This window comes from Microbacterium azadirachtae (assembly GCF_025583665.1).
Lineage (GTDB): Bacteria > Actinomycetota > Actinomycetes > Actinomycetales > Microbacteriaceae > Microbacterium > Microbacterium azadirachtae.
Genome location: NZ_CP099706.1, coordinates 1,165,734 through 1,192,200, shown reverse-complemented (window position 1 = coordinate 1,192,200; position 26,467 = coordinate 1,165,734). Strand labels below are relative to the sequence as shown.

The window sequence follows — 26,467 nt, the reverse complement described above, 5'->3', positions numbered from 1 at the left end:
GCTCACGCGCCGCGACCGCCCAGGGCGATCGAGACGCCGGGGATCGCCTGGAGCAGACGATCCGTGTACTCCTGTTGCGGGTTGGCGAAGATCTCGTCCACCGTGCCCTGCTCGACCAGCTTGCCCTTCTCCATGACGCACACCAGGTCGGCGGCGACGCGCACGACCGCGAGGTCGTGGGTGATGAAGAGATAGGTGAGGTCGAGCTCGCTCTGCAGCTCGGCGAGCAGCTTCAGGATCTGGTCCTGCACCAGCACGTCGAGCGCGGAGACCGCCTCGTCGAGGACGACGATGTCGGGCTTGAGCGCCAGGGCGCGCGCGATCGCGACACGCTGACGCTGACCGCCGGACAGCTCGTTCGGATACCGCGTCGCCAGCTCGCGCGGCAGCGACACCTGGTCGAGCAGCTCGAGCACGCGCTCCTGGCGCGAGGCCTTGTCGCCCACGCCGTGGATGTCCAGGGGCTCCGAGATCGTGTTGCCGATGTTGCGCAGCGGGTCCATGGATCCGTACGGGTCCTGGAACACCGGCTGCATGCGCCGGCGCAGCGCGAGGGTCTCGCGACCGGACAGGCCGGCCGTGTCGACGCCGTCGATCGCGATCGATCCGCTCGTCACGTCCTCGAGCTTGAGCACCATCTTCGCGACGGTGGACTTGCCCGACCCCGACTCGCCGACCAGCGCCAGCGTCTTGCCCTTCGGGATGTCGAACGAGACGTCGTCGACGGCCCGGAACGGGACGCTGCGGAACTGGCCCTGACGGATCTTGTAGTCCTTGGTCAGGTTCCGCACGGACACGGTCGGCGGGATGCCGGCGATGTCCTCGCTGGTCTCGATGCCCTGCCGCTCGTGGACGGCCTGGATCCGCTGCGACGCGATGCTGGGCGCCGCGGCCACCAGCTTCTTCGTGTACGGGTGCAGCGGGTTCTCCAGGATCTCCCGGCTGGGGCCTGCCTCGACGATCTCGCCGTTCTGCATGACGATGATCTTCTCGGCACGCTCGGCCGCGAGGCCGAGGTCGTGCGTGATCAGCAGGACCGAGGTGCCCTTCTCCTTGGTGAGCGACGCCAGGTGATCCAGGATCACGCGCTGCACGGTCACGTCGAGCGCCGAGGTGGGCTCGTCCGCGATGAGCAGCTTCGGATCGGCCGCGAGGCCGATGCCGATCAGGGCGCGCTGACGCATGCCTCCGGAGAACTGGTGCGGGTACTGGTGCAGACGCTTGGCGGCGTCGGCGAGACCCGCCTGCTGCAGCACCTCGATGGCCCGCGCCTCGATCTCCTTACGGCCGTTGGCGAGGCCGTTCGCACGGATCGCCTCCTTGACCTGGAAGCCGATCGACCAGACCGGGTTGAGGTTGGACATCGGATCCTGCGGGACATAGCCGATCTCGCGACCGCGGATCTTCTCCATCTGGCCCTCGGTGAGACCGGTCAGCTCCTGACCGTCGAGGGTGATGCTCCCCGCGGTGACGTGGCCGGTGCCGGGCAGCAGGTTGATGATCGCGGACGCGGTCGTCGACTTGCCGGATCCGGACTCGCCCACGATGGCCAGCGTCTCGCCGGCATACAGGTCGAGGTTGACGCCGTGCAGAACCTCGCGCGAGCCCTTCTGAGTGTCGAAGGCCACCTTCAGGTCGCGGATCCGCAGCAGCGGCGTGTCGGCGGTGGTGCTCATCGGCGCGCCCTCGCTCTCGGGTCGAGGGCGTCTCGCACGAGCTCGCCCAGCATGATGAACGCGAGCACCGTGATGGTCAGCGCGATCGACGGATAGATGAGCGCCATCGGCGCGACGCGCAGCGACTGCTGCGCCTGGCTGATGTCGTTGCCCCAGCTCATGGTGTCGCTGCCGAGACCGACGCCGAGGAACGACAGCGTCGCCTCCGCGACGATGGCCGCGGCGAGGCTCAGCGTGGTCACGACGAGCAGCGGAGCGATCGCGTTGGGGATCACGTGCGACACCAGCGTGCCGAAGCGCGACTTGCCGAGCGCCCGGGAGGCCATCACGAAGTCCGCCTGCCTCACTCTCAGCACTTCGGCGCGCACGACGCGGGCCGTCGAGGCCCAGGCGAAGCCGCCGATCGCGAAGGCGAGGGTGAACACGTTGCGGAACTGCGCGAACACGCTCATCACCACGACCGCCGCCAGGATGTACGGGATCGAGAAGAAGATGTCGCCGATGCGCGAGAGCAGACCGTCGAGCCACCCGCCGTAGAACCCGGCGAGAGCGCCCATGATCAGTCCGATCACGGAGCCGATCAGCGTGGCGAGCAGGCCGACCGACACCGAGGTGCGCGCACCCCAGACCGTGCGGGCGTAGATGTCGCAGCCCTGGAAGGTGAAGCCCAGCGGATGCCCGGCGGTCGGGCCGCCGTTCGAGTCGGACAGCTGGCAGTTGCTGTTCGGCGGCGTCTGCGTGAAGAGCGTCGGCCAGACCGCCATGAGCAGCACGATCACGACGATGACCATCGAGATCCAGAACATCGGCCGACGGCGGATGTCCGCCCAGGCGTCGCGCCACAGGTTGGACGGCTTCTCGGCGATCTTGACGATGTCGACGGCGATGGTGCCGTCCTTGATGGGGGCGACGTAGTGCGTCGCGGCGTCACTTGACATAGCGGATCCTCGGGTCGAGCAGGCCGTAGAGCATGTCCACGACGAGGTTGACGAGCACGTAGATGATCACGAACACCGTCACGAAGGAGACGATGGTCGGACCTTCGTGCTGCAGCACCGCGTGGAACAGGGTGTTGCCGACGCCGGGCACGTTGAAGATGCCCTCGGTGACGGTCGCGCCCACCAGCAGAACGCCGAAGTTCGTCGCGGAGTTGGTGATCACGGGGATCAGCGAGTTGCGCAGCACGTGCACCGGGATGACTCGGCGGCGCGGCAGGCCCTTGCTGTACGCCGTGCGCACCCAGTCCTGGTTGAGGGTGTCGATCACGGAACCGCGCATGAGCCGCATGCTGGTCGCATAGAGGCTGATGCCGAGGACGATCGCCGGCAGCCACATCCCGCCCCAGTCGTTGTCGGCGCCGACCGTGGGGCTGAACCACTGCAGCTTGACCGCGAGGAAGTACTGGGCGAGGAAGGCGAGCACGAACACCGGCAGCGAGATGAAGATCAGCGACAGCACGAGCATCGAGTTGTCGAAGATCTTGCCCTTGCGGAGCGCGGAGAACGTGCCGATGATGATCGCGAGCGTGAACTCGATGCCGATCGCCATGACGGCGAGGCGTCCCGTGACCGGCAGCGTCGCCGCCAGGACGTCGTTCACCGAGCGGCCGGAGAACGTGGTCCCCATGTCGCCGCGGAAGATCCCCGCCAGGTAGTAGCCGTACTGCACGATGAACGGCTGGTCGAGGTGGTATTGCGCCACGAGCGCGTCGTGGAGCTGCTTGCTGGGCTGCTTGTCGCCGAAGAGCGCAGCGATGGGATCGCCTGGCATGGCGAACACCAGGAAATAGATGAGCAGGGTGGCCCCGAGGAAGACGGGGATCACCTGCAAGAGGCGTTTGAGGATGTAGCCGACCATCCGCCCCTCCTTTCAGATGAGGAGGCGTCTCGGGAGCCCGGCACGATCCGCGCGGGTGCGACGCCTCACTGAGAATCGTGTCACGTGTTCGACGCGCACGACACTTTGGGTTTGCACTGTTTTGACAGCGCGCGAGGCGGTGACGTGATCGTCACCGCCTCGCGGGTGTGATCCCTCGGGCCGGTCAGCCCTTGGTGATCTCGTAGTACAGCGGAACCGAGTTCCACCCGAACTGGACGTTGTTCACGCCCTTGGCGAAGCCGCCGTTGACGTTCGAGTACCACAGCGGGATCGCCGGCAGGTCCTTCAGGAGGAGCTCCTGGGCCTGCTGGTAGTCCTTCGTCGCAGCCGACTGGTCGGACTCGGACGCGCCCTTGGCGACGAGCTTGTCGAAGTCGGGGTTCGAGTAGTCGGTGTCGTTCGACGACGCCTTGGTCGAGTACAGCGGCTGCAGGAAGTTGTACTGCGCCGGGTAGTCGGCCTGCCAGCCGGTGCGGAACGCCGTCTTGATGGAGCGGGCGTTCACGTCCTTGCGGAGCGAGGCGAAGTCGACGTACGGGTTGCCCGACGCGTCGATGCCGAGGTTGTTCTTCAGCTGGTTCGACACGGCGTCGACCCAGGCCTGGTGCGCGGAGTCGGAGTTGTACGCGATCTGGAACTTGCCCGACCACGGCGAGATCTTGTCGGCCTCGGCCCACAGCTCCTTCGCCTTCTTGGCGTCGAACTTCAGCACGTCGGCGCCCTTGAGGGAGTCCGACCAGCCCGCGATGACCGGCGAGGTGAAGTCGCTGGCGGGGGTGCGGGTGTTGTTGAAGATCGTCTTGGTGATCGCGGCGCGGTCGATGGCCATCGAGATGGCCTCACGACGGAGCTTGCCCTCGTCGCCCGTGAAGTGCTCGAGGTTGCCCGGGATCGAGAACGACTGGAAGATCGCGGCCGGCTGGTTGACCGCGCGGTCGCCCAGGTCGGACTCGAACGTCTGCTGCGCCGAGGACGGGATCTGGTCGATCACGTCGACCTTGTTGCTCTGCAGGTCGGCGTACTCAGCGTCCGCGCTCGCGTAGAAGACGAACGTGAGTCCGCCGTTCTTGGCCTGGCGTCCACCCTTGTAGGTGTCGTTCTTGACCAGGTCGAGCTGGATCTTGTGCTGCCAGGCACCGGTCTTGGCCAGCTTGTACGGACCGTTGCCGATCGGGTTCTCGCCGAAGGTCGCCATGTCCTTCAGGCCGGCCTCGGGCAGCGGGTAGTACGCCGAGTAGCCGAGGCGCTGCGAGAAGTCCGCCGCGACGGGGTTCGAGAGCTTGATGCTGAACGTGTAGTCGTCGGTCTTCTTCAGACCGGTCAGCGGGGAGTCGGCCGAGTCGCTGAAGCCCTCGATGTCGCTGAACCAGGACTGGTTGAGCTGCTTGTTCGAGAACAGCGCGCCGTACTGCCACGCGTTGATGAAGCTGTCGGCCGTGACCTTCTCGCCGTTGGAGAAGGTGTTGCCCTCCTTCAGCTTGATCGTCAGGTCGGAGGGGTCGTCGACCTTGATGGACTCAGCCATGTCGTTGACGAGCTTGCCCTTGGCGTCGTAGTACGCGAGTCCGGCGAAGATCGAGTCGAGGATCTTGCCGCCGCCGACCTCGTTGGTGTTCGTCGGGATCAGCGGGTTCTCGGGCTCGTTGCCGCTGACCTTGATGATGGCCTTGGAGTCGCCGCCCTTGGTGGGGGTGGTGTCTCCACCGGTCTTGCTCGAGCAGCCGGCGAGGGCGAGTGCGCCCGCGGCGAGCAGCCCGACGCCCGCGAGGGCGATCTTGTTGCGCTTCACGTTGTGTCCTCCTGTGGACAGTTGACAGCAATCTGCACGCTCGTCGTCGAGCATGTAGGGATATTCGAGGGTAACCGCCGTGGCGCCGATCGGACGAATGCGCGACGTTAACCGTTATTCACCGGTGACCTGAACGACGAGGCGCCCCGGGAGCGGATCCCGGGGCGCCTCGGCGATTCTCGATCGATGCCGTCGACTACAGTGCGAACGCCTCCACCGGCGGGCACGCGCAGACCAGGTTGCGGTCCCCGTAGGCGTTGTCGATGCGGCGCACCGGCGGCCAGTACTTGCCCGCGATGAGCGCGCGCACCGGATACGCGGCCTTCTCGCGCGTGTAGGCGTGCTGCCACTCCCCCTCGATGAGCGAGGCGGCGGTGTGCGGGGCGTGCACGAGCGGGTTGTCGTCGGCCGGCCAGACGCCCGCGGCGACCTCGTCGGCCTCCGCCTTGATCTGGATCATGGCCTCCACGAACCGCTCCAGCTCGCCGAGGTCCTCCGACTCCGTGGGCTCCACCATGAGCGTGCCCGCGACCGGGAACGACATCGTGGGCGCGTGGAAGCCGTAGTCGATGAGGCGCTTGGCGACATCGTCGACCGTGATCCCGGTCGCCTCCTTGAGGGGACGCAGATCGAGGATGCACTCGTGCGCCACGCGGTCGCTCTCGCCGGTGTACAGCACCGGGAAGTGCTCGCCGAGCCGCGCGGCGACGTAGTTCGCCGCCAGCACGGCCGCCGCCGTCGCATCGCGCAGGCCGTCCGCGCCCATCATCCGCACGTACGCCCAGGAGATGGGGAGGACGCCGGCGGATCCGTACGGCGCCGCCGAGACCGGACCGCCGTCGAACACGTAGCCGCCCGCGTGGGTCGTGCGCTGCGCCTGCGGGTGGCCCGGCAGGTACGGCGCGAGGTGGGCCTTCGCCCCCACCGGACCGACGCCGGGACCGCCGCCGCCGTGCGGGATCGCGAACGTCTTGTGCAGGTTGAGGTGCGAGACGTCGCCGCCCAGGTCGCCGAACCGGGAGTATCCGAGCAGCGCGTTGAGGTTGGCGCCGTCGATGTACACCTGGCCGCCGGCCTCGTGCACCGCGGCGGTGATGTCGAGCACGTCGTGCTCGTACACGCCGTGCGTGGACGGGTAGGTGATCATGAGCGCGGCGATCTCGTCGGCGTGCTGCGCGATCTTGGCGCGCAGGTCGTCGAGGTCCACGTTGCCCAACTCATCGGTCGCCACGACGACGACCTTCATGCCCGCCAGCACCGCGCTGGCCGCGTTGGTGCCGTGCGCCGACGACGGGATCAGGCACACCGTGCGGTGGTCGTCGCCGTTGGCGAGGTGGTAGCCGCGGATCGCCAGGAGACCCGCGAGCTCGCCCTGCGAGCCGGCGTTCGGCTGCAGGGACACCGCGTCGTAGCCGGTGACGTCGGCGAGCCACGCCTCGAGCTGATCGATCAGCTCGAGCGAGCCCTGCACGTCCGCCTCGGGGGCGAACGGGTGCAGCTGGGCGAACTCGGGCCAGGTGATGGCCGCCATCTCGGTCGCCGCGTTGAGCTTCATCGTGCAGGATCCGAGCGGGATCATGCCGCGGTCGAGCGCGTAGTCGCGGTCCGCGAGGCTCTTCAGGTACCGCATCATGGCGGTCTCCGAGCGGTGGGCGTGGAACACCGGGTGGGTGAGGTACTCGTCCTGACGGGCGAGGGCCGCAGGCACGCTCGTGACCGGGATGTACGCGAACGAGCCCTCGCCCGCGCCGAACACGGTCGCGACGGCGAGGATGTCCTCATAGGTCGTGGTCTCGTCCGCCGCGATGCTCACGGTGTCGGCGTCGACCGGGTTGAGCAGGATCCCCGCGGCGTGCGCGTCGGCGACGATCGCGTCCGCGCGCCCGGGGACGCGCACGGTGATCGTGTCGAAGTAGTCGGCGTGCACGATCTCCGCACCCGCCTTCTCCAGCTGCGTGGCCAGGAAGCGCGCCTTGGAGGCGACGCCGGTCGCGATCTCCTTCAGCCCTTCCGGCCCGTGGTACACCGCGTACATCGAGGCCATGACGGCCAGAAGCACCTGGGCGGTGCAGATGTTCGAGGTGGCCTTCTCGCGGCGGATGTGCTGCTCGCGCGTCTGCAGGGCGAGGCGGTAGGCCGGGTGGCCGTCCGCGTCCTGCGAGACGCCGACCAGGCGGCCGGGCAGCTGTCGCTCGAGGCCCGAGCGCACGGCCATGTAGCCCGCGTGCGGACCGCCGAAGCCCATCGGCACGCCGAAGCGCTGCGTGGTGCCCACCGCGACGTCGGCGCCGAGCGAGCCCGGCGAGGCGATCAGGGTGAGCGCGAGCAGATCGGCCGCGACGACCGCGAGGCCGCCCGCCAGATGCGCGGCGTCGATGACGGCAGAAGGATCCCAGATCCGGCCGGAGGCCCCCGGGTACTGCACGAACACGCCGAACAGCGCCTCGGGCAGGGTCTCGCCGCCGGCGAGGTCGCGCTCCACGAGCTCGATGCCGACGGCGTCGGCGCGGGTCGCGAGCAGGGCCTTGGTCTGGGGCAGGGCGTCCGCGTCGACCACGAAGACGTTCGAGGCCGTCTTGGAACCGCGACGCGCGAGCAGCATGCCTTCGGCGACCGCGGAGGACTCGTCGAGCATGGAGGCGTTGGCCGTGTCGAGGCCGGTCAGCTCCGAGACCATGGTCTGGAAGTTGATCAGCGCCTCGAGCCGGCCCTGCGAGATCTCGGGCTGGTAGGGCGTGTAGGCCGTGTACCAGGACGGGTTCTCCAGCACATTGCGCTGGATCACGCTGGGCGTGAACGTGCCGTAGTAGCCGAGGCCGATCATGGGGCGGTTCACCGTGTTGCGGCCGGCGAGGGCGCGCAGCTCGGCCAGAGCCTCCGCCTCGCTCGCGGCGGCCGGGAGCACGCTGACGCGATCCGCAGCGGAGCGGATGGAGGCGGGCACGGCCTCGCGCATGAGCGCGTCGACCGGACGCTCGTCGGCGCCGGAGGAGATGCCGATCGCGTCGAGCATCGCCCGCTGGGCGTCGGCGGTGGTGCCGATGTGGCGGTCGAGGAACGCGGTCACCCTCAGCCCTCCGTGTGAGCGACGTAGGCGGCGCGGTCGAGCAGGCCGTCCACGGCGCCCGCGGCGACGGAGACCTTGATCAGCCATCCGCCCTCGAAGGGCGCGGAGTTGACCAGGGACGGGTCGTCGATCACGGCGTCGTTGATCTCGACGACCGTGCCGTCGACGGGCGCGTAGAGCTCGGAGACCGACTTGGTGGACTCGGCCTCGCCGAAGACATCGCCGCGGCTGAACGAGCTGCCCACGGCGGGCAGCTCCACGAAGACGATGTCACCGAGGGCGTCGGCGGCGAAGTCGGTGATCCCGATCGTCGCGCTGTCGCCGTCGACGGCGACCCACTCGTGCTCTTCGCTGTAGTGCAGGGTGTTGAGATCGGTCATTTCTTCCTCCGGTAGAAAGGCAGGGCGGTGACGGACGCGGGGATCTTCGTGCCGCGCACGTCGAGGAACAGGGGGACGGAGCCGGAGGCGACGTCGGGGTCGACGAACGCCATCGCGATCGGATGGCCGAGCGTCGGGCTCAGGGCACCGCTCGTGATCTCGCCGACGGCGGTGCCGTCCTCGGTCACGACCGCGTACTCGGCGCGTCCGGCGCGACGGCCCTCCGCGGCGAGACCGACGAGCACGCGCGCGCCCTCGGCGGGCGCCACGCCGTCCTTGCCGACGAAGCTCTCCTTGTCGGCGACGACGACGCGGCCGAGGCCCGCCTGCGCGGGCTTCGTCTGCAGGGTCAGCTCGTGGCCGTACAGCGGCATGCCGGCTTCCAGGCGCAGGGTGTCGCGGGCGGCGAGCCCTGCCGGCACCAGACCGTGCGACGCGCCCGCGGCGATGACCGCGTCCCAGAGGGTGGTCGCATCGTCGGCGGCGACGAGGAGCTCGAAGCCGTCCTCACCGGTGTAGCCGGTGCGTGCGAGGAGCAGGGGGCTGCCCGCGAAGCTCGCGGACGCCCAGGCGTAGTACTTCTGCTCCGCCCACGGGATCGAGACGTCGGCGATGCCCTGGGTCTCGGCCAGGATGGCCTCGGCGTGGGGCCCCTGCACGGCGATGAGCGCGTAGTCGTCGGAGACGTCGACGACGTCGACGTCTCGCCCCTCGCTGCGGGACTGCAGCGCCTCGCGCACCGCGTCGCGGTTGCCGGCGTTGCTGATGATGAGGAAGTCGTCGTCTGCGAGGCGGTAGACGATCACGTCGTCGATGATCCCGCCGTCTTCGGCGAGCAGCAGCGAGTACTTCGCCTTGCCGACGGCGAGCGCCGAGAGCCGCCCGGCGAGGGCGTAGTCGAGGTAGTCCCCCGCGCCCGCCCCGCGGATCGTGAACTCGGCCATGTGCGAGATGTCGAAGATGCCCGCGGCCTCGCGCACTGCGTGGTGCTCGGCCAGATCGGACGTGTAGCGGACCGGCATCTGCCAGCCGCCGAAGTCGGTGAACGATGCCCCGAGCGCCTCGTGGCGCTCCCGGAGGGGGGTGTAGCGGGCGTCTGTCATGGAGCTCTCCCGTGCGGATCGGCGAGGACCCGTGCGGCGCGCGGATCCGAGAACTCCCCCTCTGTCATGAGCCTGAGAGCTTCGCCCGCGCGCGTGCGCGAAGGGCTTTCACCGTCGGCGGATCTCTTGCTTCGCTCGAGATCGCTTTTCAGAGCGGCCGGGTCTGCGCGGTGCGGTTACCTGAGAGATTGGCGGGGAGGCTTGCTCCTTCGGTGTCCGGCTGCGATCACCGGACTCTCCCGCGCGGACCATTCGGCCACGTGTTCAGTTTTCCTGCGCCATCCTACCGTGCGCGTTGCCCGTCGTGCCGCCGGATTCCCGGGCGGGCGCGGCGGGAACACGAGGGTCACCAGCACCACCGAGATGATCATCAACAAGAACCAGCTGGACACCTTCGACAGGGAGACCGGCTGCCATCCCCCGACCTGGTCCGGATAGAGCCAGGCCCCGCTCGCCGTGCCGATGTTCTCGGCGAGCCAGATGAACAGCGCGACGCCGGCGAACGGCAGCAGCAGCGGGATCCGGAGGGTGCGCCGCCACACGCGCGCATGCATCACGGTCGGCAGCCAGAGGACGACGACGAGCGCCGTGAGCACCCAGCGCGCATCCCAGATCCAGTGGTGCGTGAAGAAGTTCGCGTAGATCAGCACGGCCAGCACCACGGTGGCCCACCGCGGCGGATAGCGCACGAAGGCGAGGTCGAACAAACGGTGCACGCGCACCATGTACGAGCCGACCGCTGCATACATGAAGCCGCTGAACAGCGGGACGGCGCCGATCCTCAGCAAGCCGTCGGCCTCGTACGCCCAGGAGCCGGCATCGGTCTTGAACAGCTCCATCGCCGTTCCCGTCACGTGGAACAGCATGATCACCCAGAGCTCCCGCCCCGACTCCAGTCGCGTGGCGAGCATCGCCACCTGGATCAGCACCGCGATGAGGGTCAGCAGGTCGTTGCGGGTCAGGGCGAGGTCGGACGGGTACAGCGTGCGCACGAGCACGATCGCGACGAGGAGGGCCGCGCCGAACACGCACGCCCACGCCTGCTTGGCGACGAACACGGACGCCTCGACGAGGAAGCCGCGCACGCCGGTCGTGGGGGCGCCCGCCAGGATCCGGCGAGCGCGGGCGTCGATCCGCGCCTCGAGACGCGTCGGCTGCTGCATGTCCCGACGCTATCCGCCGCGGAGGGCGCGCGGCTGAGAGGTCGCCGTAATGATGGCGAGTTCTGGTCACAGCGACTATAAGATGATGCGCGGAGGTTAGTGTCACCATGACCAGAAGCGAGCACGAGGACGGGATCCGCGTCGCGGTGTCGACCGTGATCCTGACGCTGCGCCGCGACGGCGGCCAGGCGCCGCGGCTCGCGCTGCCGCTCGTGCGGCGCACGCGCGACCCGCATGCGGGCGCCTGGGCGCTTCCGGGCGGATGGCTCGACGACGCGGAGAGCCTGGCCGCCGCGGCGGCCCGCACGCTCGCCGAGACGACGGGGCTCGCCCCCAGCTACCTCGAGCAGCTCTACGCGTTCGGTGCGGTGGACCGCTCCCCGAGCCGGGTGATCTCCGTCGTGTACTGGGCGCTCGTGCGCGAGGAGGAGTCCGTCGGCGCAGTCGGATCGGATCCGGAGAACGTCGCCTGGTTCGACGCCGAGGATCTGCCGGGACTCGCGTTCGACCACGCGCGCATCATCGAGTACGCGCTCTGGCGGCTGCGCAACAAGGTGGGCTACAGCCGGGTCGCGCAGGGCTTCCTGCCCCCGGAGTTCACCCTCGCCGACCTCCGCGAGGCGTACGAGACCATCCTGGGCCGCCGCCTCGACCCGGCGAACTTCCGCCGGCAGGTCGACGCCACGCGCACCCTCATCCCGACCAACGCGTTCCGCACCGGAAGCCACCGCCCGGCCCGGCTGTACCGCGATGCCACCGACGTCGAGCTCGCCGACCGCGGCCCGCTCTCCCCCGAAGAGACGAGAACCTCATGAGCACCCTCCCGCTGCTTCCCCCGGTCGATCCGTCCGTCGACCACGCGCTGCGCCTCATCGTCGCCGGCGCCTCCACCGAGTCCACGTGTGCGACCGACCTCGCAGCAGGCCCGTGGAACTTCGACGCCGTCCCCGGCTACGGCCCCGGCTCGTCCATGGGCGATGTGATCCCCACCGGCGCACCGCGTCAGGGTGAGCTGCCCGTCGCCTACCGCGAGGCCGACGAGGACGAGCTGCACGCCCGCATCCGCGCCGCCAAGGAGACCCTCGGCGACCGCGTCGTCGTGCTCGGGCACTTCTACCAGCGCGAGGAGGTCGTGCAGCACGCCGACTACGTGGGCGACTCCTTCCAGCTCGCGACCGCCGCCAAGGAGCACCCGACCGCGGAGGCCATCGTGTTCTGCGGCGTGCACTTCATGGCGGAGACGGCCGACCTGCTGTCCGGCGCGGACCAGGCCGTGATCCTGCCGAACCTCGCCGCGGGATGCTCGATGGCGGACATGGCCTCGATCGACCAGGTCGAGGAGTGCTGGGAGCAGCTCGCCGAGGTCTACGGACCGCTCGACGCGGCCGACGACGAGGGCCTCGTCCCCGTGATCCCCGTGACGTACATGAACTCCTCCGCCGCGATCAAGGGCTTCGTGGGGCGCCACGGCGGCATCGTCTGCACCTCGTCGAACGCGCGCACGGTGCTCGAATGGGCGTTCGCGCGCGGGCGGCGCGTGCTGTTCTTCCCCGACCAGCACCTGGGCCGCAACACAGCGAAGGCGATGGGCGTGCCCCTCGAGCAGATGCCGCTGTGGAACCCGCGCCGGCCGCTCGGCGGCTCTTCGTCCGCCGAGCTGCAGGACGCGCGGGTGATCCTGTGGCACGGCTTCTGCTCGGTGCACCGGCGCTTCACCGTCGCGCAGATCGACCAGGCGCGCGCCGAGCACCCCGGCGTGCGGGTGATCGTGCACCCCGAGTGCCCGATGGAGGTCGTGGACGCCGCCGACGAGGCCGGATCCACCGACTACATCCGCAAGGCCATCGCCGCCGCGACGGAGCCCACGACGTTCGCGGTCGGCACCGAGATCAACCTCGTCCGCCGGCTCGCCGCGCAGTACCCGCAGCACGAGATCTTCTGCCTCGATCCGGTGGTCTGCCCCTGCTCGACGATGTACCGGATCCACCCCGGGTACCTCGCCTGGGTGCTCGAGGAGCTCGTCGCCGGGCGCACCCCGAACCGCATCACGGTCACGGCCGACGTCGCCGACCCGGCCCGGGTCGCCCTGGAGCGGATGCTCGCCGCGAAGCCTCCGGTGGCGGTGGCCTGATGGGCGCCCGCGGCGGGCGTCGCGTGCTGGTGATCGGCGGCGGCATCGCCGGCCTCACCACGGCCCTGCACGCGCACGAGGCGGGTCACCGCGTCGAGGTGATCGTGAAGGATGCGCTCGGCGACGGCGCGACCGCTCTGGCCCAGGGCGGGATCGCCGGCGCCTACGCGATGGGCGACTCCCCTGCCGCGCATGCCGAGGACACCCTCGTCGCCGGCGCGGGCCTCTCGGCCCCCGACGCCGTCGACGTGCTCGTGCGCGACGCGACGGCCCGGATCGCCGAGCTCGTCGCGCGCGGCGTGTCCTTCGACCGCGACGCCGACGGGACGCTCCGGCTCGGACTCGAGGCCGCGCACTCGGCCGCCCGCATCGCGCACGCCGGCGGCGACGCGACCGGCGCGGCGATCTCGGCCGCCCTGTGCGCCCGCGTGCGGGAGGCCGGCATCCCGGTGCGCGAGCACGCCCTGCTCGTCGATCTCCTGGTCTCCGCCGGCGCCGTGCGCGGCGCGCGGGTGCTCGCGGAAGGGCGGGTCGAGGATCTCCCCTCCGACGCGGTCGTGCTCGCGACCGGCGGCGCGGGGCAGCTCTTCGCGCACACGACGGCTCCCGCGGTGTGCACGGGCGACGGGATCGCGGCGGCGCTGCGCGCCGGGGCGGCGGTGGCGGATCTGGAATTCGTGCAGTTCCATCCCACGATCCTGGTCTCGCCCGGCCCGGCCTTCCTCATCTCCGAGGCCGTGCGCGGCGAGGGCGCGACCCTGATCGACGACGAGGGGCGCCGTTTCGTCTTCGACGCGCATCCCGACGGCGAACTGGCCCCCCGCGACGTCGTGGCCCGAGCCATCGTGCGTCGCGCCGCCGCGCAGGACGGACCGGTGCGGCTCGACGCGACCGCCCTGTGCCGGCGGGAGGGATGGAGCGCCGCACGGCTGGCCGCCCGCTTCCCGACGATCGACCGCGTGACGCGGGAGCGCGGCTTCGACTGGGCGCAGGAGCCGATCCCGGTGACTCCGGCGGCGCACTACCTCATGGGCGGCGTCGTGACCGACACCTCCGGACGCACCACGCTCCCCGGGCTGTTCGCGGTGGGCGAGTGCGCCCGCACCGGCGTGCACGGGGCGAACCGTCTCGCGTCGAACTCGCTGCTCGAGGGCGCGGTGTTCGGCGCGCGCGCGGCGGCGGCGCTCGGGCAGCCGTGGCCGAGCGGCCCGGACGACACGGCCGGATCGGTGGATCCGATGGTCGAGCCGCTCCCCCGGTCCGAGGCCGGCCCGTTCTCCCGCGCCGCCCTGCAGCGGCTGATGTGGGAGCGCGTCGGACCGCTGCGCTCCCACGACGGCCTTCTCGAGGCCCTCAGCACCATCCGCGCCTGGCGTGCGGCCCGGACTCCCGCCGCCCCGGTGGACAGGCGCATCCCCTGGGCGGACACGACGCAGGAGATCCCACCCCTGCCGCGCTCCGGAGGCGGATCCGACGCGGTCTCTCCTGCGTCGTGCACGTCGCGGGCGGCGATCGAGGACGTCAACCTGCTCGAGGTCGCCGACCGCATGGTCGTCGCGGCCCTCGCACGCCCGCTCTCTCTCGGCGCACACCATGTCGTCGCGTCGTCGTCCCTTGCCGTGGACGAGCCCTCCCCCGCCCTGATCGGAGCCCGATGATCACCCCCGCCGTCCTGAACCGCGTCGTCGGCGCCGCCCTCGAGGAGGACGCCCCCTGGGGCGACCTGACCAGCACCGCGCTGCTCCCCGCCGAGGCGACCGCCACCGCCGATCTCGTGGCGCGCGAGCCAGGGGTGCTTGCGGGCGGAGACGTGTTCGCCGCCGCGTTCGCGCTGACGGATCCGGAGACCGTCGTGGATCTGCACGTCGCGGACGGCGATGCGTTCGAAGCCGGCGACGTGCTCGCGAGCGTGACCGGATCCGCCCGGAGCGTGCTCACCGCCGAGCGCGTGGCGCTCAACTTCACCCAGCGGCTCAGCGGCATCGCGACGCTCACGGCCGCGTACGTCGCCGCCGTCGAGGGTGCCGGACCGGACGGGAAGCAGGTGCGGATCGCCGACACCCGCAAGACCACGCCGGGGCTGCGCGCATTCGAGCGGCACGCGGTCGTCGCGGGCGGCGGCCGCAACCATCGCTTCTCGCTGTCCGACGCCGTGATGGCGAAGGACAACCACCTCGCCGTGCTGACGCGCGGGGGTCGCGACATCGCGACCGCCCTCCGCGAGGCGATCGCGACGCTGCCGCACACCGTGCACGTGGTCGTGGAGGTCGACCGGCTCGATCAGATCCCCGCGGTGCTCGACGGCGGGGCCGACACGGTGCTGCTGGACAACTTCTCGCTCGAGGACCTGCGGGCCGGCGTCGAGCTCATCGCCGGTCGCGCGACCGCCGAGGCATCGGGCGGGGTGAGCCTCGAGACCGTGCGCGCGATCGCCGGCACCGGGGTCGACGTCATCTCGGTGGGCGCGCTCACGCACTCGGCACGCGCCCTCGACCTCGGACTCGACGTGCGGATCGACGGCCCGTGAGCACCTCCCTCTACCTCGACCACGCCGCGACCTCGCCGGTCCGCGGCGAAGTGCTCGAGGCGATGGCTCCCTTCCTCACGCGCGACTTCGGGAATCCTTCCAGCCATCACACCGTCGGCGAGTCCGCCGCCGCCGCGCTGGAGGACGCCCGCGCCCGGGTCGCCCGCGTGCTCGGCATGCGCAGGGGCGACGTGGTCTTCACCGCCGGGGGCACCGAGGCGAACAACCTCGCCGTGAAGGGGATCGTTCTCGCCGCCCACGCAGGCGGATCACCGGCGGGTGCCCGCACGGACGGATCCGACGAGCCGACGCACGTGATCACGACCCCGATCGAGCACGAGTCGATCCTGGAGTCCGTGCGCTATCTCGAGCGCTTCCACGGCGTCGTCTCCACGCTCGTCGCCGTGGACGACGCGGGCCGCGTGGATCCCACCGAGGTGGCCGCGGCGATCCGCCCCGGCACCGCCCTGATCGCCGTCGGGCACGCGAACAACGAGATCGGCACGATCCAGGATGTGGCGGCGATCGTCGCCGCGGCGGCTCAGGGCCGGATCCCGGTGCACGTCGACGCGGTGCAGTCCGCCGGATGGCTTCCGCTGGACGGGCTCGGCGCGGACGCGATCGCGATCGCCGGCCATAAGCTCGGCGCTCCCAAGGGCATCGGAGCGCTCGCCGTGCGCGGTCGCGTGCCGCTCGAGCCTCTCGTGCACGGCGGCGGCCAGGAGCGCGGGCGCCACTCCGGCACGGAGAACGTCGCGGGCGCCGTGGCCCTGGCGACGGCGCTGGACCTGGCCGAGGCCGAGCGCGCAGAGGCCGCGTCCCGGGTGGGCGCGCAGTCCGCGCGCTTCATCGCCGGCGTGCTCGACGCGGTGCCTTCGGCGCGGCTCACCGGCGACCCGGTGCGGCGCCTGCCCGCGACGGCGAGCTTCGTGTTCCCGGAGGTGTCCGGGGAGGCCGTGCTGCTCGAGCTGGAGCGTCGCGGGGTCGTCTCCTCCAGCGGCTCCGCGTGCGCCGCCGGGAGTGACGAGCCCTCCCACGTGCTGCTCGCGTGCGGCTTGGCGCCGGCCGTCGCGCAGACGTCGGTGCGCTTCACGTTCGGCCGGACGGGCCTGGCCGGCGACGGCCCGGAACGGCTCGCAGCGCTGGTCGCCGACGCCGTCGCCGCGGTGCGCACGTAGCGGCACGGGCCGCGCGCGCTCGGTTCGTCCGCGCGCCGAGCGAGAGGAAGGCCGAGCCGCCCCCGCGCCTCGTCCGCGCTCCTAGACTGGCGAGGTGCCCGCCCCGCTCGTGACCGTGATCGTGCCCGGCCGTGACATCGCCTCCTACGCGCCAGCCGCCCTGGACTCGCTGCGCGCGCAGACCACCACCGCCTGGCGGGCGATCCTCGTCGACGACGGATCCGCGGACGATACCGGCCGGATCTTCGAGGCCGCGGCGAGCGCGGATCCGCGCTTCACCGTGCTGCGGCACACCGAGGCCCGCGGGCTCGGCGGCGCGCGCAACGCGGCGCTGGAACTCGTCGACACCGAGTACCTCGGCTTCCTCGACGGCGATGACGAGCTGACGCCCGCCGCGCTCGAACGCCTGACCGGCACGCTCGCCGAGACCGGAAGCGACTTCGTCGCGGGGGCGTATGTGCGCTCCCGGTGGAACGGCACCCAGTACGCGCCGGGCCGGGTGCAGCCGTGGGTGGCGGCGGCGACCGCGCCCGAACGTCTCGGGACGACGATCTTCGCGCACCCCGCCGCCTCGGCGAACATCGTCGCGTGGTCGAAGGTGAGCCGCACCGCGTTCTGGCACGACCTCCGCTTCCCGGAGGGGGTCGCGTACGAGGACCAGATCGTGGCGCAGCGGATGTACACGACGGCGCGTGCCTTCGACGTCATCCCCGACACGGTCGTGCGCTGGAGGCTGCGCGAGGACGGATCCTCCATCACGCAGGGCAAGCATCGCCTCCGGGTGCTGCGCGACTACCTCGCGGCGCTCCGCGGGGGCATCCAGGTGCTGCATCAGGCGGGCGCGCACGCCGCGGTGACCGCTAGGCTCGAGCTCATCCTCGCGATGGATCTGCCGCCGCTCCAGGAGATCGCCGGCACCCACACCGATTCCGCGTATCCCGCGGCGGTGCGAGCGTTCGCGCAAGAGCTCGAGGCACTCCCCGAGTTCGCCGACGCCCGCGTGGACCCCACTCTCGCCGCCGCGCTGCGCTGGTAGCCGCGGCCCGGCCCGGACGACCGGCGCGCCCTGAGCGCACCGGTCGGTCCAGAATCAGGATCACCATGAACGCCTATCTCTCCGACCTGTTCTCCCTCGAGGGGCGCACCGCGATCGTCACGGGAGGCAGCTCGGGCATCGGCCGCGGCATCGCGACCGCCCTCGCCCGCGCGGGCGCCGCGACGGTCATCGTCGCCCGGGGTGCCGATCGCATCGACGAGACCGTGCGGGAGCTCGCCGACGCCGGCTGCCGGGCCGCGGGGGTCGTCGGCGACCTCGCCACCCGTGAGGGGATCCATGCCGCGGCGGAGGCGGCGGCACGTCCGTTCGGCGAGCCGGACATCCTCGTGAACTCGGCCGGCATCAACATCCGCCCCCGGTTCGCCGACATCACCGAGGCCGACTGGGACGCCACGATGACGGTGAACACGCTCGCGCCGTTCCTGCTCGGCCAGCGCTACGCCGTCGGCATGGCGCAGCGCGGCTACGGGCGCCTCATCCACATCAGCTCGCAGCAGGCGCATCGCGCCTTCGTCGGCAGCGGGATCTACGGCGTCTCGAAGGGCGCCGTCGAATCGCTCATGCGCTCCGAGGCCGAGGCGTGGGGCGGCACCGGCGTCACCAGCAACACCCTCGTGCCCGGGTTCGTGCTCACGCCCCTCAATGCGCGTCTCCAGGAGGACCCTGTGCAGATCGCGGCGCTCGCGGCCCGCACGATGATCGGCCGGAACGGGCTGCCCTCCGACTTCGCCGGAGCAGCCGTGTTCCTCGCGGGTGCCGGATCCGCGTACGTCACGGGCCACTCGCTGTTCGTCGACGGCGGCTTGAGCGCGCACTGAGCCGTCGCGACCGCCTGGCCGCCGCGTGGAGCAGCGGCGGTCAGGCGGAGCGGACGTCGGTGTCGATCTGCGCCCCGGCGACCTGCTGTGCGGCGAGGTCGGCGTAGAGCCCGCCCTGCGCGAGCAGCTCGGCGTGGGTGCCGGACTCGACGATCCGTCCCTCCTGCACGACGTGGATGACGTCGGCGCCGATCACCGTCGACAGGCGGTGCGCGATCGTGAGGGTCGTGCGGCCCCGTGCGGCCTCGTCGAGCGCCTCCTGCACGACGCGTTCCGAGACGGTGTCCAGCGCCGAGGTCGCCTCGTCCAGCAGCAGGACGGGCGGGTCTTTCAGCAGCACGCGCGCGATCGCGATCCGCTGCTTCTCGCCGCCGGAAAGGCGGTACCCGCGCTCGCCGACCACGGTGTCGTAGCCCTGCTCGAAGCCGGCGATCACGTGATGGATGTTGGCCGCCGTGCACGCGGCGATCAGCTCGTCCTCGGTGGCCTCGGGCTTCGCGTAGAGGAGGTTCTCTCGGATGGTCGCGTGGAACAGGTAGGTCTCCTGGGAGACGATGCCGATCTCGTCGATGATCGACTCCTGGGTGAGCGTGCGCACATCGGCGCCGTCGAACATCACCGCTCCCCCGGTCGCCTCGTAGAGACGCGGCGCCAGATACAGGATCGTGGTCTTGCCCGCCCCGGACGGTCCGACGAACGCGACGTGCTGGCCGGGCTCCGCGGTGAACGAGATCCCCTGCAGCGTGTCCCGGGCCGCGGGCGACGCATCCGGGTAGCGGAATCGCACGTCGCGGAACTCGAGCAGTCCGCGCGGCCCGGGCGCCTCGGTCGCCGGCAGCGCGTCGGGGGCGTCGGTGATCTGCGGCACCATGTCGAGGTACTCGAAGATGCGGGCGAACAGCGCCTGCGAGGTCTGCACGTCCAGAGCCACGCGCATGAGGCCGATCAGCGGCATCAGCAGGCGCGCCTGCACCGTGGTGAAGGCGACGATCGCGCCGGCGGTGATGGATCCGGTGCCTCCGGCGACGAGGAAGCCGGCGACGAGGTAGATGATCGCCGGCACGCTCGACATCAGCACCGAGACCACGGCGAAGAAGCCCTGCCCGCTCATCGCCGTGCGCACCTGCAGGCGGATCTGCGTGCGGTTCTGCGCCTGGTAGCGCGCCGACTCCGAGCGCTGCCGGTTGAACGACTTGGAGAGCAGGATCCCGGAGACGCTCAGGGTCTCCTGCGTGATGGCGGTGAGCTCGGACAGCGACTCCTGCGTCTCACCCGCGATCCGCGCGCGCACCTGGCCGACGCGGCGCTGCACCAGCACGAGGATGGGCATGACGCAGACGGCGATGATCGTGAGCCGCCAGTCGAGCAGGATCATCGCCACGAGCGAGGCGATCACGGTCACGGTGTTGCCCAGGATGCTCGTCACCGTGCTGGTGAGCACGCCGGAGACCCCGCCGACGTCGTTCTGCAGCCGGGATTGGATGACGCCGGTCTTGGTGCGGGTGAAGAAGCCCAGCTCCATCGCCTGCAGGTGCTCGAAGAGACGCACGCGCAGGTCGCCCGTGACACTGTTGCCGACGGTCGAGGTCAGCCAGGTCTGCACGACGCCGAGCCCCGAGGAGAGCAGGTAGAGGCCGATCATCGCGACCACGAGCACGACGAGCAGGCCGAGCTGCGGACCGGTCCCGCCGTGCGGGAACAGCGCGTCGTCGAACACGCGCTGCACCAGCAGCGGGGGGATCACGCCGAGCGCGGCGCCGAGGATGACCAGCAGACCGGTCGTGAGGATCCGGCCCCGATAGGGACGGAACAGGGCGACCACCCTGCGCCCGAGATCGGGGATGCGCGGGGCCTCGGCGTTCTGACGTCGCTGCGCCGCCTCGTCGACCGGGCGGCCGCCGCGCGCGCCGCCCATCCTGGCCATCATGCTCATCCGCTACCCCTGCCTGCCGGGGTCGAGGGCACCCGCGGCACCTCGCAAGCGTACGTCCCCACACCGACGCGACGGCGCCGCCGTGGTCCTCGTCCGCTCAAGGCGCAACGCTGCCGAGAGCAGCGCCGACCCCCCGCGGGAATGGAATGTCCGACCCTGTGGTTACGCTGAGAGTCGCTTGCTTCTCTGCAGCACCACATCCCCTGTTTTTCGCCCCCGCCGAGCCGGAGGAACACATGTCCGCCATCGAAACCGGATCCGTGCCGACCAGCGCCGGGTCCGCCCTCATCCCCCGCCGAGACATGGCGGTCATCTGGGTGCTCCTCGCCGCAGCGTTCGTCGCCATCCTCAACGAGACGACGATGAGCATGGCGATCCCGCACCTCATCGACGATCTCTCCATCACGCCGCTCGCCGCCCAGTGGGTCACGAGCGCGTTCATGCTGACCATGGCCGTCGTGATCCCCACGACCGGCTTCCTGCTGCAGCGCTTCACCACCCGGCAGATGTTCCTCGGCGCGCTGGCGCTGTTCTCCGCCGGCACGCTGATCGCCGCGCTCGCCCCGGGTTTCACCGTGCTGCTCATCGCCCGCATCGTGCAGGCCTCCGGCACCGCGATCATGATGCCCCTGCTCATGACCACGCTCATGAACCTCGTGCCGCCGGCGACCCGCGGGCGGATGATGGGCCGCGTCAGCATCGTCATCTCGCTCGCCCCGGCGATCGGTCCGACGCTGTCGGGCTTCCTGCTGGACCACTTCAGCTGGCGCGCGATCTTCGTGGTCGTGCTGCCGATCGCCCTCGCCGCGATGCTCATCGGCTGGCGCTGGCTGACCAACGTCGGTGAGCGCACCGACGCGCCGCTCGACGTGCTGTCGATCGTGCTGAGCGCGTTCGGCTTCGGCGGGCTGGTGTTCGGTCTCAGCCAGATCGGCGCGCTCGCCGGTGGCGGCGGCACCGCCGCGCCGCTGGTGATCGCGCTCGTGGTGGGCGTGCTCGGCCTGATCGCGTTCCTCTGGCGTCAGGTGATCCTGCAGCGCAAGGACGACGCGCTCCTGGACCTGCGGGTGTTCGCCTCGCGCGACTTCACCCTCTCGATGGTGCAGATGTTCCTGCTGTCGCTCGCGTTCTTCGGCACGCTCACCGTGATCCCGCTGTTCCTGCAGAAGGCGCTGGGTCTCGAGACCACCGAGGCGGGCCTCGTGCTGCTGCCGGGTGCGCTCGCGATGGGTCTGCTCGGACCTGTCATCGGCCGCATCTACGACGCCCGGGGCACGAAGGTCCTCCTGATCCCCGGTTCGATCCTGACCGCCGCCACGCTGTGGTTCTACACGACGCTGTCCACCACCACCTCCGTGTGGATCGTGCTCGTCGCGCAGACGCTGCTGTCGATCGGTCTCGCCCTGTCGTTCACGCCCCTGTTCACCGCATCGCTGGCCTCGCTGAAGCCGAAGTTCTACTCCTACGGCAGCGCGGTCATCGGCACCGTGCAGCAGGTCGCGGGCGCCGCCGGCATCGCCGTGATGATCGCGGTGTTCACGCTCATCGTCAACGCGAACGGCGGCACCGAGGTGGCCGACGCCGTCGCTGCGGGCTCACGCAGCACGTTCGTGATCGGAGCGGTCATCGCGACTGTGACGATCCTCGGCGCGTTCATCATCCGCAAGCCGGAAGACCAGCCGCACGGCGACTCCCCGGGCGACGAGGGCTCCGCACCCGCGATGCACTGACGCCAGGCTCTCCCCGGCGCGGGATCAATCCTTCGCGCCGGGGAGGCGGCAGTAGCCGTCGGTGCACAGGCCGACCGCATCGACGTCGAGGCCGGGGAGCAGGGTCAGCCCGGGAGCGCTCCCCAGGGTCGGACGCTCGGCGTCCGCGGGGGTGTGCTGCTCGGATCCGGCTGCGGTGGTCATCCTTCGATGGTACGCCTGCGCACGACGGTCGGGGCGGTGCCGATCACGACGGTTCCGACATCTCCCCGTAGGTGGGAAGAGCCTCCGAATCGGGCCGAAACGCCGCAGGGCGGTTGAGAGGTCGGCGCGGACGAGGAATCGTGGCCCGGACATGTCGTGACCGCGACATGTCCGCAACCGGAAGGAGTGCCTCGTGCTCACCTTGACCGACAACGCCACCGCGCTCGTCACCACGCTCGTCCGTCGTCGCACCGACACGGAAGGCGCGGGTCTGCGCATCCACACGGCCGATGCACCGGCAGCGACGGGCGAACCCCGCCTCGCCGCCGACGTGGTCGTCGCGCCGGAGCCGGACGATCAGATCCTGGATCTGCCCGGCGCCCCGGTCTTCCTGGAAGGGGAGGCCGCCATCGTCCTGGACGACAAGGTCCTCGACGCCAACGTGAACGAGGAGGGCGCCGTGTCGTTCTCCCTTCTGCCGCAGGCCGTCTGACGGTCCTGCGCCCCGGGCCCGGGCGGACGATCCTCTCGTCCGCCCGGGCCCTCTTCATGCGGAGGACGGCATACGCCGGGCCCTACGGTGGACGGATGCTCAAACGCCTCGCCGCCCGCGTGTTCTGGACGTTCAGCCGCTGGACGCTGAAGAGCGAGCCTGCGCCGTCGCGCCCGACCGTGCTGATCGGCGCTCCGCACACCTCGAACTGGGACTTCGTGCTCATGCTCGGCATCGCATGGCGACTCGGCATCGACGTGCACTGGCTGGGCAAGAAGAGCCTGTTCCGCGGCTGGCGCGGCCCGATCATGCGCCGTCTCGGCGGGATCCCCGTGGACCGCACGGATCCGGCGCGCGTCGTCGGCGAGGTCGTCGCACAGATCCGCAGCGGATCGGTCTTCGGTCTCGTCGTCACGCCCGACGGCACCCGGGGCGGCAACGCGCACTGGAAGAGCGGCTTCTACCGCATCGCCCGTGAGACCGGCATGCCGGTGACGCTCGGGTTCGTCGATCGCACGACCAGGACCACGGGTCTGGGCCCCACCCTCGATCTCACCGGCGATGTGGGCGCCGATATGGATCTCATCCGCGCCTTCTACGCCGACAAGGCCGGCGTGCGCCCCGAGCGTCGCACCGAACCGCGCCTGCGCGAGGAACTCCCCGCGGTCAGCCCAGCCCGGTGACGAGGTTGATGATCGTGCCGAGGATGAGCGCGCCGAAGACGTAGGCGATCGTCGTCTGCGCGATCACGATCCGGCGGATCGTGTTGCGCGTCACGTTCGTGTCGGCGACCTGATAGGTCATGCCGAGTCCGACCGAGAAGTACGCGAAGTCGGTGTACTGCGGGTCCTCGTCCTGGTTGAAGCTGATGCCGCGGGATCCGTCGTAGTAGAGCTTCGCGTACCGCAGCATGTAGTCGGTCTGGATGAGGCCCCAGGAGGCCGCGACGCTGAGCACGGCGATCCCGGCGAGTGCGAACTGCGTCCATCCGTGCGCATGCCGGGCCTGCAGCACCACGACGAGCACCGCGGCGATGCTGACGAAGCTGCCGGTCACGGCGATCAGGCGGGCGATCCGCCGGCCCGGATCCTCTTCGGTCGCGTGCGTGCGGGTCTGCGCGGCATCCATGCGCCAGGTGACGAGCAGGATCCAGACGGTGCTGACGAGGGACAGCGCGCCCCACGCCGCGAGCAGGCCCGCCGCCAGCCCCAGGAACGGGGTCACGAGGAAGCCGGCCGCGACGCCGGTCAGGACAGCCACGGCCATGCGCACGCGCCAGCGATGGTGCAGGGGAAGCCGACTCACCCCGGAATGCTATCCCGCGCGCCGCGTCATGCCGCGGAATGCTCCGGCTGGCAGTGCGGGCAGAACTGCGCCGAGGCACCGCCGAACGTGCGGTCGAGGATCGTGGTGCCGCACACCGGGCAGGGCTCACCGCCGCGTCCGTGCACGGCCATGGCGGCGACCTTGGCCTGCTTGAGCTCGTGCGGCGGCACCCCGCGCCGATCCGCGGCGGCGCCGCGCAGCACGTCGACGGTGGCCTGGAAGAGCCGCTCCCGCTCGTCGTCGAGCAGCGCCGCGTGCACGGCGGGCGCGATCCGCGCGCGATGCAGGATCTCGTCCGAGTAGGCGTTGCCGATGCCGGCCAGAGAGGACTGCTCCTGCAGCAGGGCCTTGATCTGCTTCCGGCGCGTCCCCAGCGCCCGATCGAACTCCTCGCGCGAGAAGTCCTCGGACAGCGGATCCGGTCCGAGCGCGGCGATCCCCGACAGATCGCGCGGGACGTCGACCACCGAGAGCGTGACGCCGAGGAAGTCGCCGGTGTCGACGATCCGCATCGCCGCGCCGTCGTCGAGCACGATCCGGGCGACTTCGGGAACGGGCTCGTCGCCCGGCGACTCCCCCGCGTCGAGCCAGCGGATCCACCCGTTGCGACCGAAGCCGAGCATCAGCCAGCCCGCCGCGGTGTCGAAGCCCACATGCTTGCCGAAGCGGGCGAGGCCTCCGACGGTGGCGCCGACCAGCGACGCCGGCGGCCTCTCGCGCGTCTTGACGACGCGGAACTCATCGATGTCGACCGCCGCGATCGCGCGACCGCGGATCCGCTCGTCGAGGAACTCGACCAGCGCCTGCACCTCCGGAGACTCGGGCATGCGCCCATCCTCGCACCGGGAGCCGACATCGGCGCGGTGGTCGGCCGACCGCGGTGAGGTCAGGCGAGCGCGACTTCGTCGTGCCGCGCGACGGCGAACTCCTGCCCCGGGTACCGCAGGCCGGCGAAGTACATGTTGGTGTGCGCGATGATCTGCTCGCCCGAGATGGCGACGCCGTCGACCGACGTGTCGACCGTCGTGTGAGCGTCGCGCACGAGCGTCACGTCGTATCCCTCCGCCGCCGCGCGCTGTGTCGTCGTGCGGACGCAGAAATCCGACTGGGCGCCCGCGACGACGAGCCGCGTCGCACCGTAGCCGTCCAGCACGGCGCGCAGGTCCGTGTCGGCGAACGCGTCGCGGTAGCTCTTGCGGACGAGGGGCTCGCCCTCAGTGCGCCGGAGCGGCTCCGCGAGCTCCCAGTCGGGCGTGCCCACGCCGACCGGGTCATGGTGCACCCACACCACGGGCGTGCCTTCGCGGCGAGCGCGATGCACGAGCGCATCGGTGCGCGACAGCACCCCCTGCTCGTCGAAGCAGCCGGGGAGCACGCCCGCCTGCATGTCGATCACGACGACGACGGTGCGCTCCGGGGTATCGGCAGATCCGGCGCTCATCAGTCCCAGGCCAGGTAGTCCTCGATCGCGAACGCGGTGTCGACCGGGTCGCTCACGGGGAAGAGGTGCCCGCCGCCCTCGATCGTGACGAGGCTGGCGCGCTCCGGCGCGGATGCCCGCAGCTTCTCGCCGTTCGCCGGCGGCATCACGTCGTCCTCGGATCCCTGGATGATCAGGATCGGCACCGCCGGAGCGAGGGGAACGTCGACGTCCTCGACACCGAGCAGCAGCACGCCGAGGGCGCGATCGGTGCGCTTGGCCGAGAGGGCCCGCGCGACCGTGCCGCCGACCCCGTGTCCGCCGATCCAGGTCGCGCCGATGCCGACGTGATCCATCACGTCGCTCGCGTCCTGGACCCGCTCCTCCAGCGTCGCCGCGTCGTCGGCGCGACTGCCGATCCGCAGCACCCGGATGCCCTCGCCGGCAAGGATGTGCGCCACCGAACCGAGCGCGCCGCCCTCGAGGCCGCGACCCGGGATCAGCACCAGAACGGGCCCGTCGCCCTCGGACATCTCGTCGACGTAGGGGATCGCGCGGCCATCGGGTTCGAAGATGCTGTTGTTCTCGGAAGTCACCGAGCCATCGTATCGAGTC

The 26,467-nt window shown here is 70.7% G+C and carries 23 protein-coding genes, 1 pseudogene and 2 riboswitches; of the genes and pseudogenes, 10 read left to right on the top strand and 14 right to left on the bottom strand.

Annotated features, from left to right (window positions below):
* Positions 1-2: 2 nt before the first annotated feature.
* The 8 genes and pseudogenes from NFX31_RS05630 to NFX31_RS05595 form a co-directional block, all read right to left on the bottom strand.
* Positions 3-1,676, bottom strand: coding sequence for a dipeptide ABC transporter ATP-binding protein (locus NFX31_RS05630; protein WP_045251433.1), 1,674 nt, complete (start codon positions 1,674-1,676; stop codon positions 3-5).
* Positions 1,673-2,614: an ABC transporter permease gene (locus NFX31_RS05625; RefSeq protein WP_045251432.1), complete on the bottom strand. Its 942-nt coding sequence runs from the start codon at positions 2,612-2,614 to the stop codon at positions 1,673-1,675. Before NFX31_RS05625 ends, NFX31_RS05630 begins: the two co-directional genes overlap by 4 nt.
* Positions 2,604-3,533: an ABC transporter permease gene (locus tag NFX31_RS05620; RefSeq protein WP_045251431.1), complete on the bottom strand. Its 930-nt coding sequence runs from the start codon at positions 3,531-3,533 to the stop codon at positions 2,604-2,606. The genes NFX31_RS05625 and NFX31_RS05620 overlap by 11 nt, the downstream gene beginning before the upstream one ends.
* Positions 3,534-3,717: 184 nt before the next feature.
* Positions 3,718-5,343, bottom strand: a complete 1,626-nt coding sequence (locus NFX31_RS05615; protein ID WP_045251430.1) for a peptide ABC transporter substrate-binding protein — start codon at positions 5,341-5,343, stop codon at positions 3,718-3,720.
* A 196-nt stretch (positions 5,344-5,539) separates the two neighbouring features.
* On the bottom strand, positions 5,540-8,356 hold the full coding sequence (gcvP, locus tag NFX31_RS05610; RefSeq protein ID WP_045251483.1) for an aminomethyl-transferring glycine dehydrogenase: 2,817 nt from the start codon (positions 8,354-8,356) through the stop codon (positions 5,540-5,542).
* A 56-nt stretch (positions 8,357-8,412) separates the two neighbouring features.
* Positions 8,413-8,790 (bottom strand): glycine cleavage system protein GcvH, encoded by a 378-nt coding sequence (gene gcvH / locus NFX31_RS05605; protein ID WP_262956962.1) that lies wholly within the window; start codon positions 8,788-8,790, stop codon positions 8,413-8,415.
* Positions 8,787-9,893, bottom strand: coding sequence for a glycine cleavage system aminomethyltransferase GcvT (gene gcvT / locus NFX31_RS05600; RefSeq protein ID WP_262956961.1), 1,107 nt, complete (start codon positions 9,891-9,893; stop codon positions 8,787-8,789). Before gcvT ends, gcvH begins: the two co-directional genes overlap by 4 nt.
* A 54-nt stretch (positions 9,894-9,947) precedes the next feature.
* A riboswitch (glycine riboswitch) is annotated at positions 9,948-10,050 on the bottom strand.
* Position 10,051: 1 nt separating this feature from the next.
* A riboswitch (glycine riboswitch) is annotated at positions 10,052-10,145 on the bottom strand.
* A gap of 164 nt (positions 10,146-10,309) precedes the next feature.
* Positions 10,310-11,056: pseudogene (locus NFX31_RS05595) on the bottom strand (DUF817 domain-containing protein); the annotation flags it as partial.
* A 107-nt stretch (positions 11,057-11,163) separates the two neighbouring features.
* On the opposite strand from NFX31_RS05595, the gene NFX31_RS05590 reads away from it, so the two are divergent.
* The 7 genes from NFX31_RS05590 (at position 11,164) to NFX31_RS05560 (ending at position 18,767) form a co-directional block, all read left to right on the top strand.
* Positions 11,164-11,871 (top strand): NUDIX hydrolase, encoded by a 708-nt coding sequence (locus NFX31_RS05590; RefSeq protein WP_045251427.1) that lies wholly within the window; start codon positions 11,164-11,166, stop codon positions 11,869-11,871.
* Positions 11,868-13,187: a quinolinate synthase NadA gene (nadA, locus tag NFX31_RS05585; protein ID WP_045251426.1), complete on the top strand. Its 1,320-nt coding sequence runs from the start codon at positions 11,868-11,870 to the stop codon at positions 13,185-13,187. Before NFX31_RS05590 ends, nadA begins: the two co-directional genes overlap by 4 nt.
* Entirely contained in the window at positions 13,187-14,845 is a 1,659-nt protein-coding gene (gene nadB / locus NFX31_RS05580) for an L-aspartate oxidase (RefSeq protein ID WP_262956960.1), read from the top strand. The genes nadA and nadB overlap by 1 nt, the downstream gene beginning before the upstream one ends.
* On the top strand, positions 14,842-15,714 hold the full coding sequence (nadC, locus tag NFX31_RS05575; protein WP_262956959.1) for a carboxylating nicotinate-nucleotide diphosphorylase: 873 nt from the start codon (positions 14,842-14,844) through the stop codon (positions 15,712-15,714). Before nadB ends, nadC begins: the two co-directional genes overlap by 4 nt.
* Positions 15,715-15,776: 62 nt before the next feature.
* On the top strand, positions 15,777-16,892 hold the full coding sequence (locus NFX31_RS05570; RefSeq protein WP_420847447.1) for a cysteine desulfurase family protein: 1,116 nt from the start codon (positions 15,777-15,779) through the stop codon (positions 16,890-16,892).
* Between the two features lie 94 nt (positions 16,893-16,986).
* Positions 16,987-17,928, top strand: coding sequence for a glycosyltransferase family 2 protein (locus tag NFX31_RS05565; RefSeq protein ID WP_262956957.1), 942 nt, complete (start codon positions 16,987-16,989; stop codon positions 17,926-17,928).
* A gap of 65 nt (positions 17,929-17,993) precedes the next feature.
* Complete coding sequence (locus tag NFX31_RS05560; protein ID WP_045251422.1) at positions 17,994-18,767, top strand: SDR family NAD(P)-dependent oxidoreductase; 774 nt, start codon at positions 17,994-17,996, stop codon at positions 18,765-18,767.
* 40 nt (positions 18,768-18,807) lie between these two features.
* Here the strand turns inward: NFX31_RS05560 and NFX31_RS05555 are convergent, their stop codons facing one another.
* A complete protein-coding gene (locus NFX31_RS05555; protein ID WP_420847446.1) occupies positions 18,808-20,691 on the bottom strand; it encodes an ABC transporter ATP-binding protein in 1,884 nt (627 codons plus the stop codon).
* 245 nt (positions 20,692-20,936) lie between these two features.
* Here NFX31_RS05555 and NFX31_RS05550 point away from each other — a divergent pair, with 245 nt between their 5' ends.
* Entirely contained in the window at positions 20,937-22,430 is a 1,494-nt protein-coding gene (locus tag NFX31_RS05550) for an MDR family MFS transporter (protein WP_045251420.1), read from the top strand.
* A gap of 24 nt (positions 22,431-22,454) precedes the next feature.
* Here the strand turns inward: NFX31_RS05550 and NFX31_RS05545 are convergent, their stop codons facing one another.
* The gene (locus NFX31_RS05545) at positions 22,455-22,613 is read right to left on the bottom strand and encodes a hypothetical protein (RefSeq protein ID WP_262956955.1); all 159 of its coding nucleotides are present in this window, start codon (positions 22,611-22,613) and stop codon (positions 22,455-22,457) included.
* Positions 22,614-22,806: 193 nt separating this feature from the next.
* On the opposite strand from NFX31_RS05545, the gene NFX31_RS05540 reads away from it, so the two are divergent.
* Together NFX31_RS05540 and NFX31_RS05535 are read left to right on the top strand one after the other, a co-directional pair.
* Entirely contained in the window at positions 22,807-23,106 is a 300-nt protein-coding gene (locus NFX31_RS05540) for a Fe-S cluster assembly protein HesB (protein ID WP_045251419.1), read from the top strand.
* Positions 23,107-23,201: 95 nt separating this feature from the next.
* The gene (locus tag NFX31_RS05535) at positions 23,202-23,789 is read left to right on the top strand and encodes a 1-acyl-sn-glycerol-3-phosphate acyltransferase (protein ID WP_262956954.1); all 588 of its coding nucleotides are present in this window, start codon (positions 23,202-23,204) and stop codon (positions 23,787-23,789) included.
* Here NFX31_RS05535 and NFX31_RS05530 read toward each other — a convergent pair.
* Genes NFX31_RS05530 through NFX31_RS05515 form a run of 4 tightly spaced genes read right to left on the bottom strand, consistent with a single transcriptional unit; the run spans position 23,773 to position 26,448 of the window.
* Complete coding sequence (locus tag NFX31_RS05530) at positions 23,773-24,411, bottom strand: DUF1345 domain-containing protein (RefSeq protein ID WP_258955454.1); 639 nt, start codon at positions 24,409-24,411, stop codon at positions 23,773-23,775. The genes NFX31_RS05535 and NFX31_RS05530 overlap by 17 nt on opposite strands.
* Positions 24,412-24,437: 26 nt before the next feature.
* On the bottom strand, positions 24,438-25,259 hold the full coding sequence (locus tag NFX31_RS05525) for a DNA-formamidopyrimidine glycosylase family protein (protein WP_262956953.1): 822 nt from the start codon (positions 25,257-25,259) through the stop codon (positions 24,438-24,440).
* A 59-nt stretch (positions 25,260-25,318) separates the two neighbouring features.
* Positions 25,319-25,873: an isochorismatase family protein gene (locus NFX31_RS05520; protein ID WP_045251415.1), complete on the bottom strand. Its 555-nt coding sequence runs from the start codon at positions 25,871-25,873 to the stop codon at positions 25,319-25,321.
* Positions 25,873-26,448, bottom strand: a complete 576-nt coding sequence (locus NFX31_RS05515) for an alpha/beta fold hydrolase (RefSeq protein ID WP_262956952.1) — start codon at positions 26,446-26,448, stop codon at positions 25,873-25,875. Before NFX31_RS05515 ends, NFX31_RS05520 begins: the two co-directional genes overlap by 1 nt.
* Between the last annotated feature and the right edge of the window lie 19 nt (positions 26,449-26,467).